Annotated in this window: 16 protein-coding genes; 5 read left to right on the forward strand and 11 right to left on the reverse strand. The window is 46.9% G+C overall.

What is annotated here, in order from left to right; all coding sequences use genetic code 11:
* Positions 1-852, forward strand: an 852-nt coding sequence (locus VIM72_RS00495; RefSeq protein ID WP_332000910.1) for a 2'-5' RNA ligase family protein, incomplete at its 5' end; no start/stop codon positions are given.
* 102 nt (positions 853-954) lie between these two features.
* Here the strand turns inward: VIM72_RS00495 and VIM72_RS00500 are convergent.
* The 3 genes from VIM72_RS00500 to VIM72_RS00510 form a co-directional block, all read right to left on the reverse strand.
* Entirely contained in the window at positions 955-1701 is a 747-nt protein-coding gene (locus VIM72_RS00500; RefSeq protein WP_332000911.1) for a head GIN domain-containing protein, read from the reverse strand.
* A gap of 165 nt (positions 1702-1866) precedes the next feature.
* Positions 1867-2184 (reverse strand): carboxypeptidase-like regulatory domain-containing protein, encoded by a 318-nt coding sequence (locus VIM72_RS00505; protein ID WP_332000912.1) that lies wholly within the window; start codon positions 2182-2184, stop codon positions 1867-1869.
* Between the two features lie 258 nt (positions 2185-2442).
* Positions 2443-3183: a Bax inhibitor-1/YccA family protein gene (locus tag VIM72_RS00510; protein ID WP_332000913.1), complete on the reverse strand. Its 741-nt coding sequence runs from the start codon at positions 3181-3183 to the stop codon at positions 2443-2445.
* 280 nt (positions 3184-3463) lie between these two features.
* Here VIM72_RS00510 and VIM72_RS00515 point away from each other — a divergent pair, with 280 nt between their 5' ends.
* The gene (locus VIM72_RS00515) at positions 3464-5314 is read left to right on the forward strand and encodes a 2-oxoacid:acceptor oxidoreductase subunit alpha (RefSeq protein ID WP_332000914.1); all 1851 of its coding nucleotides are present in this window, start codon (positions 3464-3466) and stop codon (positions 5312-5314) included.
* Positions 5315-5453: 139 nt separating this feature from the next.
* Positions 5454-6041 carry a DUF6134 family protein gene (locus VIM72_RS00520; protein ID WP_332000915.1) on the forward strand — a complete coding sequence of 196 codons (588 nt, stop codon included), beginning with the start codon at positions 5454-5456 and terminating at the stop codon, positions 6039-6041.
* Positions 6042-6097: 56 nt separating this feature from the next.
* On the opposite strand, the gene VIM72_RS00525 is transcribed toward VIM72_RS00520, so the two are convergent.
* The 8 genes from VIM72_RS00525 to gldA all read right to left on the reverse strand — a co-directional run bounded on the left by VIM72_RS00525 (position 6098) and on the right by gldA (position 13082).
* The gene (locus tag VIM72_RS00525) at positions 6098-7288 is read right to left on the reverse strand and encodes a Gfo/Idh/MocA family oxidoreductase (RefSeq protein WP_332000916.1); all 1191 of its coding nucleotides are present in this window, start codon (positions 7286-7288) and stop codon (positions 6098-6100) included.
* A gap of 20 nt (positions 7289-7308) precedes the next feature.
* On the reverse strand, positions 7309-8526 hold the full coding sequence (locus VIM72_RS00530; RefSeq protein ID WP_332000917.1) for a nucleoside permease: 1218 nt from the start codon (positions 8524-8526) through the stop codon (positions 7309-7311).
* Between the two features lie 104 nt (positions 8527-8630).
* Positions 8631-9359: a DUF2071 domain-containing protein gene (locus VIM72_RS00535; protein ID WP_332000918.1), complete on the reverse strand. Its 729-nt coding sequence runs from the start codon at positions 9357-9359 to the stop codon at positions 8631-8633.
* A 1-nt stretch (position 9360) separates the two neighbouring features.
* Complete coding sequence (gene nth / locus VIM72_RS00540) at positions 9361-10008, reverse strand: endonuclease III (RefSeq protein WP_332000919.1); 648 nt, start codon at positions 10006-10008, stop codon at positions 9361-9363.
* A 39-nt stretch (positions 10009-10047) separates the two neighbouring features.
* Positions 10048-10266, reverse strand: coding sequence for a hypothetical protein (locus VIM72_RS00545; protein WP_332000920.1), 219 nt, complete (start codon positions 10264-10266; stop codon positions 10048-10050).
* A 110-nt stretch (positions 10267-10376) separates the two neighbouring features.
* Entirely contained in the window at positions 10377-10688 is a 312-nt protein-coding gene (locus VIM72_RS00550) for an FtsB family cell division protein (RefSeq protein WP_332000921.1), read from the reverse strand.
* 87 nt (positions 10689-10775) lie between these two features.
* Positions 10776-12065, reverse strand: coding sequence for a phosphopyruvate hydratase (gene eno, locus VIM72_RS00555; protein ID WP_332000922.1), 1290 nt, complete (start codon positions 12063-12065; stop codon positions 10776-10778).
* Positions 12066-12161: 96 nt separating this feature from the next.
* Positions 12162-13082, reverse strand: coding sequence for a gliding motility-associated ABC transporter ATP-binding subunit GldA (gene gldA, locus VIM72_RS00560; protein ID WP_332000923.1), 921 nt, complete (start codon positions 13080-13082; stop codon positions 12162-12164).
* 349 nt (positions 13083-13431) lie between these two features.
* Between gldA and VIM72_RS00565 the strand changes: the two genes are divergently transcribed.
* Both VIM72_RS00565 and bcp read left to right on the forward strand, forming a co-directional pair.
* Positions 13432-15120, forward strand: a complete 1689-nt coding sequence (locus VIM72_RS00565; RefSeq protein WP_332000924.1) for a M23 family metallopeptidase — start codon at positions 13432-13434, stop codon at positions 15118-15120.
* 30 nt (positions 15121-15150) lie between these two features.
* Positions 15151-15612 carry a thioredoxin-dependent thiol peroxidase gene (bcp, locus tag VIM72_RS00570; RefSeq protein WP_332000925.1) on the forward strand — a complete coding sequence of 154 codons (462 nt, stop codon included), beginning with the start codon at positions 15151-15153 and terminating at the stop codon, positions 15610-15612.
* Positions 15613-15882: the final 270 nt, after the last annotated feature.

Genomic DNA, 15882 nt, shown 5'->3' on the forward strand with positions numbered 1-15882 from the left:
GGCTATAACCGTGACCAGGGCGGTGGCTATGATCGTGGAGGTGGATACGACCGCGGTGGTGGCTATGATCGCGGAGGTGGTTACGACCGCGGTGGCGGTGGTGGCTATGATCGCGGCGGCGGTTATGATCGTGGCGGTGGCTACGATCGTGGCGGTGGCGGCGGTGGTTACAATCGCGGCGGCGGTGGTGGTTACGATCGCGGCGGTGGCGGCGGTGGTTACAACCGTGGCGGCGGAAATCGCGGCGGCGGCGCACCAAGACAAGGTGGCAGACCTCAGCGCTTTGAGCCAAAACCAGATAATAAAATATACTTTATCGCCTTGCTGCCAACTGCAGAAGTAGGTAAAGAGATTATAAAGATCAAGCAGGAATTTGCAGAACAGTACGGACCAGTGTACGCATTGAAAGTATTGCCGCATATTACCCTGCAGGTTCCTTTCACTGCTGATCCGGCATTGGAAAAAGCTTTCTGTGATGAACTGACGGAATTTGCCAAAACACAGGCGCCTTTCGAAGTTTCCCTGAAAGGCTTTGGGACTTTCCCGAATAAACAGAACCGTGTACTGTTCATCAACGTGGAAAAAAGTGAAACCATGTCTGCTATGCACCGTCAGCTGATCAATTTCCTGCGTAAGGAATTTGGCTTCAGTACCATGCTGGCACGTACAGGATTTACGCCACACGTTACCGTGGCATTTAAAGACCTGGAAGATGAACAATTCAACAAGGCATGGCCCGAATATGAGAACAAGGAATATGAGGCTACCTTTAAAGTAAACAACCTCTACTTCCTCCGTCACAACGGTAAATCATGGGAAGTGCTGCAGAAATGCAAATTAGGCGGCGCCTGATAAAGGATCCCCTTGAAATAATGAAGGCCCCCGCAATTGCGGGGGCCTTCTCGCTTTAAACACAGACAGTATAACAGTGTAGGATACACGAAATTTATATCATTATTGCTTTACCACCCTGCCGGAACCCTTTACATCTGCTACCACTTTCGCTTCGCCGGTATAAAAAATATTCCCGCTGCCGTAGATCCTGGCGTCCAGGTTTTTTCTTACGTGCACGCCATGCTCGCCGGAACCGCGGATGGTAATATTTGCCTGCTGGACCTCCAGGTTCATCGCAGCAATACTGCCGCTGCCGTTGATCTCGCTGTTCAGCGAGCCCGCAAATCCCCGGAGCTTAATGTTGCCGGAGCCATTGATAGAAGTGTTCAGGTTGGCGGCATCCAATACCAGGGCTGCATCTCCACTGCCATTGATCTCATACTTGAATAAGGAAGTATGTATGGTATCCTGATTATCTAAGGATCCCGAACCATCAAACTTTATACGCTGAAAAAGAGGGTTGTGCACATATATCTTCATAGGCTGGTGATTACGGATATTGACCCGGTTCTTTACCCGGATGAATAAAGTGTTGCTGCGCATACCTGTTTCTATCGACCCGATAATATTATCTTCCGCCTTTATTTCTACTTTTGAATTATTCTCCTGCAACAGGTGCACCTCAAATGCCCCGGATATTTCCACATCCGTAAAAGGACCAGTACTGCGGGTTTCCGTTACCACGTTGCCGGAGCCGGAAATATTCTCTTTTGTACAACCGGATAAAATAATGCTGAAGATGGCAATCATCAGCAGCAACCATCCAATACTCAAACTTGTATACGTTATAATAAACTGCTTTTTCATAAACATCATTTTAAAAAAGGGAGTACTTTAAGAAATGACGTTTAAAGAAAGATTTACCCCTATGAGCGTAAAAAAGAAAAGGGTATAAATGAAAGAAGCCGGCCGTACAGACGTACGGAACCGGCTTTTTGATTAACCCCTATGAAAACAAACTATTGCTCTTGTTTAATGTGCTAATTTAATTTCTCCTAAATCAGTGGACTTTCCATCATCCACTTTAACATCTGTAACAGTTGCAGGCTTATATGGCGCTTTCGCTCCTATAATAACGGTATATGCCCCTGGTTTAGCATTCTGAAAATTAAATGCGCCATCAGTAACAGGCGATGTTAAGGTGTCTGTTCCCTGGATGGCCCAGGCTTCGGTGGCTCCTTCTGCGGGTGTTACTTTACCTGCTATGGTTCCACCATCGGCGCCTTTAAAGGCAAATGCTCCAAACGCTACAGCTGCAAGTGCTAACATGCTTACTTTTATCTTCTTCATAGCTTACAATTTTAAACGGTTTAACAATAAAGGTTACATGGTAAGTAAATGTGTTAGCATTTTTTTTATCACTGTTTTAAGATGTAAAAGAACTTGTTGTTATAACCCGATTTTGCAATTACGGTGCCATAATATTTTGAAGCCCCGGCATTTAACATATCTTTTGGAAGACATTAACAAAACGATGATGGACATATTTAAAAGAAAAAGGCCGCCACATTCGCTGTGGCGGCCTTTTTCAAAGATATATACAGTCGCTTATCTCCTGTTTAATTTCATCATGAGGCGCAGTATTTCCAGGTATAACCATACCAGGGTAACCATCAGCCCGAAAGAGGCATACCACTCAAAGTATTTGGGAGCGCCCTGCAAAGCACCTTGTTCTATCATATCAAAATCCATGATCAGGTTCAGGGCTGCAATAGCTACCACCACCAGGGAAAATATAATTCCAAAGGTACCACTGCTGTGGATCAGCGGCATCTCAATATTAAACATGCGCAGTACAATGGCGATCAGGTAAAAAATACCAATACCCAGGGTAGCTGTCATCACAATTGATTTAAAACGTTCGGTTGCCCGGATAACACCTGTACGGTACAGGATCAGCATGGCGATAAAAGTACCAAACGTTAAACCTACTGATTGCATCACGATGCCCGGCCATTTTGCTTCAAACATGGCGGAAATAGCTCCGAGGAATAAACCTTCTGCTATAGCGTATGCGGGGGCCAGGTAAGCCGACCATTCTTTCTTGAAAATGATGATCAATGCCAGTATAAATCCGCCGATAGCGCCACCAATTGCCAATGGCATTACAGTACCGCTATTCCTGTAAAATTCTCCCCATGAAAAAACGGCTGCTGCCATCAACATCAGGAGCATAAAAGACATTTTATTCACAGTACCACGGATGGTCATGGTTTCTCCCGCAATGTGAGGCGCCTTATCAAATATACTTTGCTTCAGTACAGGGTTGTTCGATTCAAAGAGTGCCATAAAGTATAGTTTAATTTTATGGGTTAAAAATACGATTTGATTTGATAACAGTAGCAGGTGTCCTGCTCAAAACGGGTAAAATTAGCATTTCTATAACCATAACTTCCCGTTATCAGCCATAACTATAAGTAATGGGAATGCTTCATTCCGTTAATAATAGTCTACTAAAGTTGTGTACTTTTGTGATCGGATCGGGAATAATATTGCAGGCCAGTGGGTTCCTAGCTCCCGATTACCTAAATTTACATCTTTAAAAAAGAATACCTTAAAAGATAAATAGATGCCTAATACTTCGATTCAACAGCTGGAGGATGTAGTGATAAAATTTGCAGGCGACAGTGGAGACGGGATGCAGTTAACAGGTACCCAGTTTTCAAATAACACCGCATTATTCGGCAATGACCTGAGCACATTCCCCGATTTTCCGGCGGAGATCCGTGCCCCGATAGGTACTTTGCCGGGTGTGAGCGGCTTCCAGCTTCACTTTTCTTCTAACAGGATATTTACCCCGGGCGATTCCTGCGATGTACTGGTAGTGATGAACGCCGCCGCATTGAAGGCTAACCTGAAAGGGCTTAAAAAAGGCGGTATTATCCTCGCCAATACAGATGGTTTTGATGCCAAGAACCTCCGCCTGGCCAACTACCCGGAAGGCGTAAATCCGCTGGAAGACGGCTCTCTGGCCGCTTACCAGCTGCATACCATGGATGTGACCAAAATGACGCGCGAAGCGCTGAAGGACACTACCCTCGGTATGAAAGAAAAAGACCGTGCAAAAAACATGTTCGTGCTGGGCTTCCTGTACTGGCTGTACGACCGTAACATGGAAAATACAGAAGTATTTCTCCGGGAGAAATTCGGCAAAAAACCGGAGATCCTGGAAAGTAACCTGAAAGTACTGCATGCCGGCTACAACTTTGCAGATACGGTGGAAGCCTTTACCACCCGTTACCGTGTGGAAAAAGCCCGGATGGAGCCTGGCACCTATCGCAGTATCACCGGTAACACTGCCCTGGCCTATGGCCTGGTAGCGGCTTCCCAGAAAGCCAACCTGCCCCTGTTCCTGGGTACTTATCCTATCACCCCGGCTTCCGATATCCTGCATGAGCTGAGCCGCTTTAAGAATTTTGGGATCCGTACCTTCCAGGCGGAAGACGAAATTGCAGGAATTACCTCCGCTATTGGCGCCTCTTACGGCGGCCATATGGGAGTTACCACTACATCCGGCCCCGGCATGGCCCTGAAAGGGGAGGCAATGGGACTGGCCGTGATGCTGGAAATACCATTGATGATCGTTGATATTCAACGTGGGGGACCTTCTACCGGTTTGCCTACCAAAACAGAACAATCCGACCTGTTACAGGCATATTACGGCCGCAACGGGGAGTGCCCGATGCCAATCATTTCCGCATCCACTCCTGCAGATTGTTTCGATGCCGTATTTGAAGCCTTCCGGATCGCTGTAAAGCATATGACACCGGTTATTTTCCTCAGTGATGGTTATATCGCCAACGGTTCCGAGCCCTGGCGCTTCCCTAAAGCGGCAGACCTCCCCGGTATTGAAGTGAAATTCAAAAAAGGCCTGGAAGAAGGAGAGGAGCAATTCCTGCCTTACCACCGCGATGAAAACCTGGTACGTCCCTGGGCGGTACCCGGCACTCCCGGCCTGGAACACCGCATTGGCGGCCTGGAAAAACAGAACATCACTGGTAACGTTAGCTACGATCCTGAAAATCACCAGCTGATGGTGAAGATCCGCCAGGAAAAAGTAGATAAGATTGCAGATCACATCCCCTTACAGAAAATAGAGCTCGGTCCGGAAAAAGGAAAAGTCCTCGTGCTGGGCTGGGGATCTACCTATGGCGCCATTAAAAGCGCTGTACTGGACCTGCTGGCAGAAGGACATGAAGTAGCACATGCACATATCCGCTACATCCGCCCGTTCCCTAAGAACCTGGGAGAAATATTGCACAGCTACGATAAAGTACTGATCCCTGAAATCAATAACGGGCAGCTGATCAAAGTGATCCGCGATCAGTTCCTCATTGATGCACAGGGCTATCATAAAATAATGGGCGTACCTATTACCAAGGGCGAACTGATCACAAAGATCAAAGAAATGCTTGCGTAAGCTATTGCCGGATATTATTTTAATGCACACAATAAAAAATCCTGTCCGTTGTGACAGGATTTTTTGTATTTTCCTTGATGGGAAGACATTTACAGCTACTACTTCCTCAGGAAAATATTGTTAGTTTAAGTCAACTATTATGAATAGTCTTTTCAGGTTTTTGTTTACCACTATCACAGTAGCTGTATTGTATTTGCAGGCAGATGCCCAAACCAATACCTTCGAAGTGCGTATTGCCAATCATGCTGTAGGAACCATTGAAGCTAACCGAAAACTTACCGGCGCTGCGAAAAGCATCATTATAAGAACACGGATCCAGGTAATGCTTTCAAAGGTCAACAGCGACATTGTAAGCGAGTACAATAACAACATCCTAACCAATGCCAGGGTATCGCGGGTGTCAGGTAAAACGGGGGAAGACAAGCAAACTATTGTGAGGCGTAACGGTAAAGAATATACGATAATAGTGAACGGGGAGAAATCGGTGTTGGAGACTGAAATAGAAGAGTGTGTGGCAGATCTTTACTTCGCGGAGCCCAGGCAGGTGAACCGTGTGTTTTCCGAAACACTGGGCCGTTTCCTGCCGCTGAAATCATTGGGCGGAGGCGTGTATGAGCTGATACTGCCGGAAGGGAAAAAGAACGTGTTCAGGTATGAGAACGGCACCTTAATGTCTGTAGAAGTAAATCATACACTGGGTAAAGCCATGTTTGTAAAAATAAGCTGATGAGGAGATGATTATCCTGGCAGAATATACCAGGACAATCATTTCCATCATATTGATTATAATACCTGTTCGATGATCTGCCCGCTCGCCTTATCTTTCAGGATCAGTTTCTTTGCCCCGAAATGCGTCATCTCTTCTTTTACCAGGTAGTATTGATCGTTATAATCGGTTAAGGTTTTTGCTTTGCTAAGCCCTTCCTGTCCACGCCATATTTCCAGTTGCACCGGTTCCCATTGTTTGCTGGCAGCGCTCTTGTAAGCAGCATCGAGGATAGCATTCACCACGTAACCATCGTAGAAGGTTTCATTGGCTTCCCTGCCGGCTTCCATTGCATCAAACATATCGGTGAACATGTGGTTATATCCCAGTTCATTGAGCTCATCTCCTACGGGGAACAGCCAGCCGGAGTTGCTTTCCGCTTTCTCTGCTACATAATCAGCACCTTTGCCGGTGGTAAACATATCAAAGCCGGTACGCAAAAAGCTGTTGAGCCAGATGGTGCCTTCAGTTCCCATTACTTCATCGCGCAGATCGAGGCCGCCGCGGAAAGTCCAGCTTACTTCAAACTGGCCGATGGCGCCGTTTTCATATTTCACCAAACCAATGGCGTGATCTTCGGCGTCAATGGGTTTTACCTGTGTATCTGCCCAGCACATCACTTCTACCGGCTTAATATCTTTCCCGATAAAGTTGCGGCCTATTTCCACGCAGTGGCAGCCCAGGTCCAGGATACAACCGCCCCCGGCCTGTTCTTTATCCCAGAACCACTCGCTGTGCGGGCCGGGATGTGTTTCCCTCGACTTAGCCCAGAGGATTCTTCCCAAAGCCCCGTCTTTCACGCTTTTCAGCGCTTTAAGGAATTTAGGAGTGTATACGAGGTCTTCCAGGTACCCATGGAAGATGCCTGCTTTTTCCACTGCTTCCAGCATCCGTTTTGCTTCCTGTGCATTGCGTCCCAGCGGTTTGGTACAGATCACTGCTTTTTTATGCCTGCAACACAGGTTAATGGCTGCTTCATGCAGGTTATTGGGAAGAGATACACAAACTACATCTACTTCCGGACGGGCAATGGCTGCTTCCATTTCCGTGGTCTGAAAAGCAACATCGTAATCTGCAGCGAATTTTTGCGCGCTTTCTTCCCGGCGGGAATACACACTTACAATTTTATCGCGGCTGCGTTGCCCCTGCAGGGAATCAGCATAGAACCGCGCAATAAAACCTGAACCAAGCATTGCTATTTTTGCCATAATGATCGTTTTGCCGATGATTAATGTTTAACAACTGTATTCTTGTTACTATCTCTGAAAAACAACATAAACAGCACTAATACCGCTGCTGCAATACCTGCAGGGATCAGCCAGATGGTGTGCCAGTTGTGGCTGTTCGCACCGGTTTTATAAGCGTCCACGATAGGGCCTGAAATGATAAAGCCTATCAGCATTCCCACGCCATAAGTGGCCAGTGTTACAAAACCCTGCGCAGAGCTCTTGAATTCTTCTCCGGCAATTTTATCAGTGTAGATCTGCCCGGTGACAAAGAAGAAATCGTAGCAGATACCATGTAAGATGATACCTACAATGAGCATCCAGTAGTTGGCATCAATATCGCCAAAAGAAAACAGGGTATAGCGTACTACCCAGGCGAGCATACCTAACGCCAGCATCTTCTTTACACCTAACCTGGAGAAGAACAGCGGCATTACCAGCATGAAGAGGAATTCCGACATTTGTCCCATGGATTGCTTGCCGGCCGCTGCATTCATGCCTATTTCATTCAGGAACGGATTAGTGAAATTGTAGTAGAATGCCAGCGGGATACAGATGGCAATGGAGGCCAGGAAGAACAGCAGGTAAGAGCGGTTTTTCAGCATCCGTATAGCATCGAGGCCCAGGATCTCCTTTACAGAGATCTGCGTACCTTTTTTGGCAGGCGGTGTTTTAGGCAGTGTAAAGCTGAACAGTCCCAGCAGGAGCGATGCGCCGGCCGCCATTTTGAAGGTAAGATCAAGCGAGTTGGTTTTTTCCCACTGCAACCAGCCGATGAGCAGGCCGGCAATGATCCAGCCCACGGTGCCGAATACGCGGATAAAGGAAAACTCTTTACTGGGATCACTCATCTGCCGGAAGGAGATGGAGTTCACCAATGCCAGGGTAGGCATGTAAAGGATCATGTACACCAGTAGTACCGGGTAGAAGCTGTCGTAGCTGGTCATGCCCGAGCAGATCCATAGTAATGCAGCGCCCACCAGGTGTATCACTCCAAGGATGATCTGTGCGGAAATAAAACGGTCGGCAATAATGCCTACAATGAAAGGTGCGATTACCGCCCCGATAGATTGTGTGAGGAAGGCATATCCCACCTGGGTATCGGTGGCGCCCTGCAGATTTTTTAATACGAAGGTGCCTAATGTCACAAACCATGCGCCCCAGATAAAGAATTCCAGGAACATCATAAAGGATAGTTGTACCCTAACAGCTGATCTCATAACGACTAATGCTTTATTGATTGAATCTTGATGAACCGCTTAAGATAAGCAAATTTCATAATTGTAAGATGAAATTATTGATGGATAGTATAAACCGCGGCGGTTCACAAAGTATCGTGCCTGATCTTTTTACCGGGCATTACAGTAATGCCGGACCCCGCAGCAAGTAATGCGCTTTTAGGCGTTTGCTGCAGCATGTTTTCAAACGCAGCGCCATACAATATGCGGGTACTGCAATGGTAGTCAAAACCCGTCACCGGGTGAACTTCCCACTGCGGGTGGGCAACCTCGTATTCGCCGGTGGTTTGATGATCGAGCCTGGTATAGCCCCAGTAATGTTCAGTAATGAACTGTTCCTCGCTGCCCGCTATGATAGGCTGGCTGGCCTGCATAGCGGTGGCTGATAAATGATTCCATTCGTTTTTCACTTTCCAGCGATAAGCTACTTTCAGTGTGGCCTCATCCGGATATTCCCAGGCATGGGCCATCGGGTGCGTGGCATATTTTTCCCCATACAGGGTATTGGCCACAAAGGTAATGAGCGCCCTGGGCACCAGTTCTTTTACAAACACTACTCCGCGTTTCCATTCCCCGGCTTGTTTATATCGCACATAGAAACGCAGGTTCACTTCCTCAAAAGTGCGGTGCCCCGGGAAGGAAAAACCTTTTACCCGGGTGTCCTGGAAAAGAAAACCTACCAGGCTGATGTAGCAGGTGTTGTTCCAGGTATCCAGTTCTGTATGAGCGGGCACATAGGGCTGGAGCACAGCAGGATCAGCTTCAAAGTTGAGCATCAGCAGGTTTCTCCAGGCGGCAGTGAGGAATGGGCGCATATCAACCTGCTTTTATCAGTTTTGCATAATATTTACATGCCGGTCTTAATCCGCATTCGCCGCATTTCGGGTTGCGGGCCACGCATATATAACGGCCATGCAGGATAAGCCAGTGATGGGCGATGTGCACTTTTTCTTTCGGAATATTTTTCAGCAGCTGCAGTTCTGTTTGCAGCGGTGTTTTGGCATTGGTGGTAAGCCCTATCCTGGCGGAAACCCTGAACACGTGGGTGTCCACCGCCATGTTGGGCTGCTGGTGCACCACGGAGGTGATCACATTGGCTGTTTTACGGCCCACCCCGGGCAGCTTTACCAGTTCCGGCACAGTGGCTGGTATTTCCCCGTTAAAGTCTTCCACCACCATTTGCGCCATCCCGATGAGATGTTTGGTTTTGTTGTTGGGATAGCTGATGCTGCGGATCAACGGGAACAGCTCATCGAATGTAGCGGTGCTGAGGGCGTATACGTCCGGGTATTTTGCAAAGATGGCAGGGGTGGTCATGTTCACCCTTTTATCGGTGCATTGGGCCGACAGGATAACGGCTACCAGCAATTGGTATGGATTGTCGTAGATGAGTTCCGTTTCGGCATTGGGAGCATGTTCCTCAAAGTATTTGAGAACAAATGCATAACGCTCTTTTTGAGTCATGCCATAAAGATAGGAAAAATGAAAAAAGCAAGGCGGCTGTTACTGCTCTTCCGCTTTTTGTTTATTGGCGGCGTAGTCAAAAATCAGCTGGAGGGTGGCCACTCTCGGCGCATAGCGTACTGTGTTCAGGGCAGCTTTGGTATCGTCAAAGCTGGCTTGTTCTTCCCGGGTAAATGAAAGATCCTCCTGGTGATGCTTAATATCGCTTTTGGTAACAAGACACAGGGTAGAGAGTACAGAAAGTGTAAAATTACTCATGCATAATTATTTTAATACTAACAATAGGTTCTCTTTTATAACGGATTTTGCCCGGATTCTATTGTTAATTTAAGATAAATTTTTAAGATGCACAAGGGGAGTGAGCGGGGCTATTGGGCGGGTGCGGGGGTGATAATGAACAGGTCTTCATTATCCTTCTTCATATAGTATTTTTCGCGGGCAAATTTCTCCAGTTTTTCAGGGCTGGAAAGCAGTTCCTGCTGTTCTTCCCGGGTTTGTTTGATTTCCTGGATAAAGAATTCCTTCTGGTTTTCCAGTTTGTTCACCTCTGTCTGGAACTGGTATTGGTACATGAGGTTGGTTTTGTCCAGGAAGGCGATCCAGATAATAAAGGCAGCGAAAGCTATGAAGAACTTATTCTTCAGGAGCTTTGGCACTTTTATAGACTTTAATCCGGACATACAGCAATTTACAAATGATTTTTGGATTTCAGATACCCGGCGCAGATGTGCCGGGTATCCGAGATCCAAATATTTTTCCCCGGAGGGTTATTTTTTTACACTGATGGAGTTGGTAGGATAAACTGCTACGTCGCCCAGTGCTTCTTCGATACGGAGTAACTGGTTGTATTTCGCCATACGGTCTGTACGGGAAGCGGAACCGGTTTTGATCTGGCCGCAGTTCAGGGCTACAGCGAGGTCGGCGATGGTGGTATCTTCTGTTTCGCCGGAACGGTGGCTCATGATGGAAGTATAACCGGCTTTGTGGGCCATGTTCACTGCATCGATGGTTTCTGTTACAGTACCGATCTGGTTCACTTTTACCAGGATGCTGTTGGCGATACCTTTATCGATACCTTCTTTCAGACGGAGTACGTTGGTAACAAACAGATCGTCGCCCACCAGTTGTACGCGGCTGCCTACGGATTCGGTCAGTTTTTTCCAGCCTTCCCAGTCATCTTCCGCCATACCATCTTCGATGGAAACGATCGGATATTTGTTTACCCATTCAGTCCAGTAAGCTACCATTTCGTCGCTGCTGATCACTTTCTGGGAGCTTTTGTAAAATTTGTAGCTCTTGGTAGCGTCGTCGTACATTTCGCTGCTGGCGGCATCCAGGGCGATGGCTACCTGGGTACCGGGCTCGTAACCGGCTGCTTTGATAGCTTCCAGTACGGTTTCAATAGCTTCTTCGTTGCTCTGGATTTCAGGAGCGAAGCCGCCTTCGTCGCCTACGTTGGTGCTGTATCCTTTCTTTTTCAGTACAGATTTCAGGTGGTGGAAGATTTCCACGCCCCAGCGCAGACCTTCAGAGAAGGAAGGAGCGCCAACCGGTACGATCATAAATTCCTGGAAGTCGATTTTATTATCCGCATGGGCACCACCATTGATGATGTTCATTAAGGGAATGGGGAGGGTGAAAGCGTTTACACCGCCGAGGTAGCGGTACAATGGCTGGTTGCTTTCTTCAGCAGCGGCTTTGGCTACAGCCATGCTCACTGCGAGGGTGGCGTTGGCGCCCAGTTTAGCTTTATTAGGAGTACCATCAAGTTGAATGAGCATTTTATCAATGCCGGCCTGATCCGTCACTTCCCAGCCAATCAGTTCTTCCGCGATGATATCGTTTACGTTATTTACGGCCTGCAGTACGCCTTTGCCCATATAAACGCTCTTATCATTATCACGCAGCTCTACTGCTTCGTGTTTACCGGTAGAAGCACCGGATGGAACTGCTGCACGGCCAAAATGTCCGTCTTCTGTGGTTACATCAACCTCAATTGTAGGATTACCACGGCTGTCGAGGATCTGCCTGGCATGGATTTCTGAAATGGTACTCATAATTCGAAAAGTTATTATTGTTAGCTATTTATTTAGCACCTGGCGTTTACCGCGGCTGTTAGTCCCTCACCACTCCCGGGTTGCTAACGGCTACAGTTATTTGCCTGGGGCCTTTGTCAATTCCCGGAAAATTGTTTCCAGACTTTGTGAATTGCTCTGCAAAGAAAGGATGTTCCTGTTATTAATCAAAGCAAATTGTAACAGGTTTTTTCGCACTTCATCTACCTGGCCGGTAAATAGCTGCCAGCTATGGTCTTCCCGGGCCGCCACACGGGTAATGCCGGGAATTGCCAGCAGATCGGCTTCGGTAACCGGCTCGGCAAAGGTAACCTGTAAATATCCATTCCCGCTGCTGTTTTCACGGATTAACGATAATTTATCGTCTGCAATGATCTTTCCTTTGTTAATGATGATCACCCGGTCGCACAGGGCTTCCACTTCCTGCATTATATGCGTGGAAAGGATCACGGTTTTATTGGCGCCAAGCTCTTTGATCAGCTGCCTGATATCGGCCAGCTGGTTGGGATCCAGCCCGGTAGTGGGCTCGTCCAGGATCAATACTTCCGGATCATGAAGGAGGGCCTGTGCCAGGCCAACCCGTTGTTTATACCCGTTGGATAGTGCCCCGATCTTTTTGTGTTGCTCCGGCTGCAGCCCTGTTTGCTCAATTACAGCAGCAATGCGCTTTGTACCGGTTTTTCCCAACTGGTGAACGCCGGCCACAAACTCCAGGAATTCGCGTATATACATATCATAATACAAGGGATTGGATTCCGGCAGATAGCCCACCCTTTTACGTACTTCCAGCGATTGCGATACAATATCAAAACCACATACACTGGCCTTACCGCTGGTAGGCGGCAAAAAACCGGTGATCATCTTCATCGTGGTGGATTTTCCCGCACCGTTAGGGCCCAGGAAACCAGTGATCTCCCCCTTTTTCAACTCAAAGGAAATAGCATCCACAGCCCTTTGTTCGCCGTATACTTTACTGAGTTCTGATACCTGGATAGACATGTATGCTTGCTCGTTTTGCGGGAACTAATGTACTTAAAAAAGCGCGTATTTTGTCGCGTATTTTGTCTGACTCAGGATTAAACTGATTACGCTGATTACGCTGATTTTGTTTTTTAATATTTGTTTGAGAAGATGGATACGCATTTGCCGGCATATTTAAAAGCCTTTCAGCAGATATGCTTAATACGGGAAGAATTACACGGAAATATATTCCCAGCCACTGGCATGAACCTTGTTCTTCATCTTCTTAAAACAAAATCAAAACAAAAATTAAGCAAAATAAAATCAGCGTAATCAGCGTAATCAGTTTAATCCTGAGTCAGACAAACTTCGCGTACATTTGCATATTATGAAAAGAGTCATTGGTTTACTTTGTTTATTACCACAACTACTACAGGCGCAATCTATCCCGGTGAAGGATTATCCGCAAGGTTACTTCAGGAACCCGCTGAACATACCGATCATATTGGCCGGTAACTTCGGAGAACTGCGGCCCAACCACTTCCATTCAGGAATGGATATTAAAACACAGCAAAAGGAAAATCTCCCGGTACATGCCGCTGCAGATGGTTATGTAAGCCGCATAGGTGTATCGCACACCGGTTTTGGGAACGTACTTTACATTACTCACCCCAATGGTTATACGACAGTGTATGCGCACCTGAATGCTTTTTTCCCTGCACTGCAACAGTATGTGAAGAAACAGCAATACCAGGCGGAAAGCTGGGCCAGCGATCTTACGATCCCCGCTGGCATGTTTCCCGTAAAGAAAGGCGATTTTGTAGCATGGAGCGGCAATACAGGCGGATCCGCTGGTCCGCACCTGCACTTTGAGATCAGAAACACCACCACTGAAAAACCACTGAACCCCTTACTTTTTGGTTTTGATATTGCAGATACCAAAGCGCCGGATGTATATCGCCTGGCCATTTACGACCGTGAGAAAAGTATCTATGAACAAAAACCACTCATCCTGCCATTAAAGAAAGTAGGAGGCGAATATGTAACCACTCAGCCTGTAGTTAAGGTAAATACTGCAAAAGCCGGCATTGGCCTCAGCGCTATAGACCGTATGAACACCGGTAATATTTATGGCATCTATGAAGTGACATTGCTGCAGAACAATGAACCGGATATCGACTTCCAGCTGGATAACATCGGTTATGATGAAACCCGCTACCTGAATGCGCACATCGATTATAAAACAAAGAAAGGCGGCGGCCCCTATTACCAGCTGGTGTTTTCCCTGCCAGGTAATAAACTGGATATTTACCACGACCTGAAAGGCGATGGTACCATTCATCTTTCAGATGGAGAAGTACACCAGGTAAAACTGCTGGTAAAAGATGCATATGGGAATACATCTACGGTGAAACTGGCCCTGCAGCAGTCGGGCGCCGACAATGCGCAGAAAGCATGCGCCAACACCATGTATCCTGATTCCCGTAATATTTTTGAAAATAACCAGGTGGAATTTTACCTGGACGAAACAGCGCTGTACGACCAGGTATGCTTTGACTATATGGAAACTGCATCAGCCAGCACCAAAGCTTACTCCAATGTATATCACCTGCACAATGCACTGGTACCGGTGCACGACCTGTTTGATGTACGCCTTCGTGCCACCCGGAATGTTCCCGGGTATCTGCAGCCGAAAATAGTGATGGTGCGCGAAGGACAAGGCAGCAGCACTTCTGCCACCACGCTGGAAAACGGTTGGTATAAAGGCACTTTCCGCGATTTTGGCAACTTCCACCTGGAGGTGGATACAGTGGCGCCAAAGGTAACGCCCCTGGGAGTGAAACCTGGCGCCGTGCTTTCAAAAGCTGCTAAAATATCCTTTGCTATGAGCGATGCCAGCGGTATTAAAAGCTACCGTGCAGAGCTGGATGGTAAATGGCTGATGTTTTCACGCAGGGGTAACGTGCTCACCTATACGTTTGATGAGCATTGCCAGCCCGGTGCACACGTGCTGGTACTGAAGGTAACTGATATAGCCGGGAATGAAGGCAGCTACAGGTTATCATTCAAACGTTAAGAGATCATTTAAACAGTAAAAACCATAGATATGACAAACTTAAAAGAAGGCGATAAAGCTCCAATTTTCAAAGGAAAGGATCAACATGGCAAAACCGTGTCCCTGGCTGATTTTAAAGGCAAACGGGTGGTACTGTATTTTTATCCGAAAGATATGACGCCAGGATGTACAGCCCAGGCCTGTAACCTGCGCGATAACTATGATACCCTGCTGAAAAAAGGATATGTGGTAGTAGGTGTAAGCACAGACAGCGAACAAAGTCACCAGAAATTTATTGAGAAATATGAACTGCCATTTACTCTACTGGCAGATGAAGATCAGAAGATTGTACACCAGTATGGCGTATGGGGTGAAAAGCAGATGATGGGCAGAACATACGATGGTATTCACCGGACCACTTTCCTTATTGATGAGAAAGGCGTGATTGCGCATATCATTAAAAAGCCTGACACAAAAAATCATACGGAAGAGATCCTGGAATTGTGGAAGTAGCGGAGGGGATCGCCTTCGGCGATTGTCTTGGAACACTGATTACGCTGATTATAATGATTTCCGGATTTTATTTTTGATATTTTTTTATAAAAGAATAAGGGAGATAAAAGTAGTAATACTTCTATCTCCCTTATTCTTTTAAATCTATATGATTAATTAAATCAAACTAATCATTATAATCAGCGTAATCAGCGTTCCAAGACAATCGCCGAAGGCGATCCCCTCCGCACTATCGTTTCTGGCGTTGTTTCTTGAACAGGTTACCTGTTT

The sequence above is a fragment of the Chitinophaga sp. genome (assembly GCF_036569185.1).
GTDB lineage: Bacteria > Bacteroidota > Bacteroidia > Chitinophagales > Chitinophagaceae > Chitinophaga.

Bases quoted from the DNA above. Each gene is read 5' to 3' on its own strand.
- VIM72_RS00500 (WP_332000911.1), bottom strand. From the start codon at position 1,701: ATGAAAAAGCAGTTTATTATAACGTATACAAGTTTGAGTATTGGATGG.
- VIM72_RS00505 (WP_332000912.1), bottom strand. From the start codon at position 2,184: ATGAAGAAGATAAAAGTAAGCATGTTAGCACTTGCAGCTGTAGCGTTT.
- VIM72_RS00510 (WP_332000913.1), bottom strand. From the start codon at position 3,183: ATGGCACTCTTTGAATCGAACAACCCTGTACTGAAGCAAAGTATATTT.
- VIM72_RS00515 (WP_332000914.1), top strand. From the start codon at position 3,464: ATGCCTAATACTTCGATTCAACAGCTGGAGGATGTAGTGATAAAATTT.
- VIM72_RS00520 (WP_332000915.1), top strand. From the start codon at position 5,454: ATGAATAGTCTTTTCAGGTTTTTGTTTACCACTATCACAGTAGCTGTA.
- VIM72_RS00525 (WP_332000916.1), bottom strand. From the start codon at position 7,288: ATGGCAAAAATAGCAATGCTTGGTTCAGGTTTTATTGCGCGGTTCTAT.
- VIM72_RS00530 (WP_332000917.1), bottom strand. From the start codon at position 8,526: ATGAGATCAGCTGTTAGGGTACAACTATCCTTTATGATGTTCCTGGAA.
- VIM72_RS00535 (WP_332000918.1), bottom strand. From the start codon at position 9,359: ATGCGCCCATTCCTCACTGCCGCCTGGAGAAACCTGCTGATGCTCAAC.
- nth (WP_332000919.1), bottom strand. From the start codon at position 10,008: ATGACTCAAAAAGAGCGTTATGCATTTGTTCTCAAATACTTTGAGGAA.
- VIM72_RS00545 (WP_332000920.1), bottom strand. From the start codon at position 10,266: ATGAGTAATTTTACACTTTCTGTACTCTCTACCCTGTGTCTTGTTACC.
- VIM72_RS00550 (WP_332000921.1), bottom strand. From the start codon at position 10,688: ATGTCCGGATTAAAGTCTATAAAAGTGCCAAAGCTCCTGAAGAATAAG.
- eno (WP_332000922.1), bottom strand. From the start codon at position 12,065: ATGAGTACCATTTCAGAAATCCATGCCAGGCAGATCCTCGACAGCCGT.
- gldA (WP_332000923.1), bottom strand. From the start codon at position 13,082: ATGTCTATCCAGGTATCAGAACTCAGTAAAGTATACGGCGAACAAAGG.
- VIM72_RS00565 (WP_332000924.1), top strand. From the start codon at position 13,432: ATGAAAAGAGTCATTGGTTTACTTTGTTTATTACCACAACTACTACAG.
- bcp (WP_332000925.1), top strand. From the start codon at position 15,151: ATGACAAACTTAAAAGAAGGCGATAAAGCTCCAATTTTCAAAGGAAAG.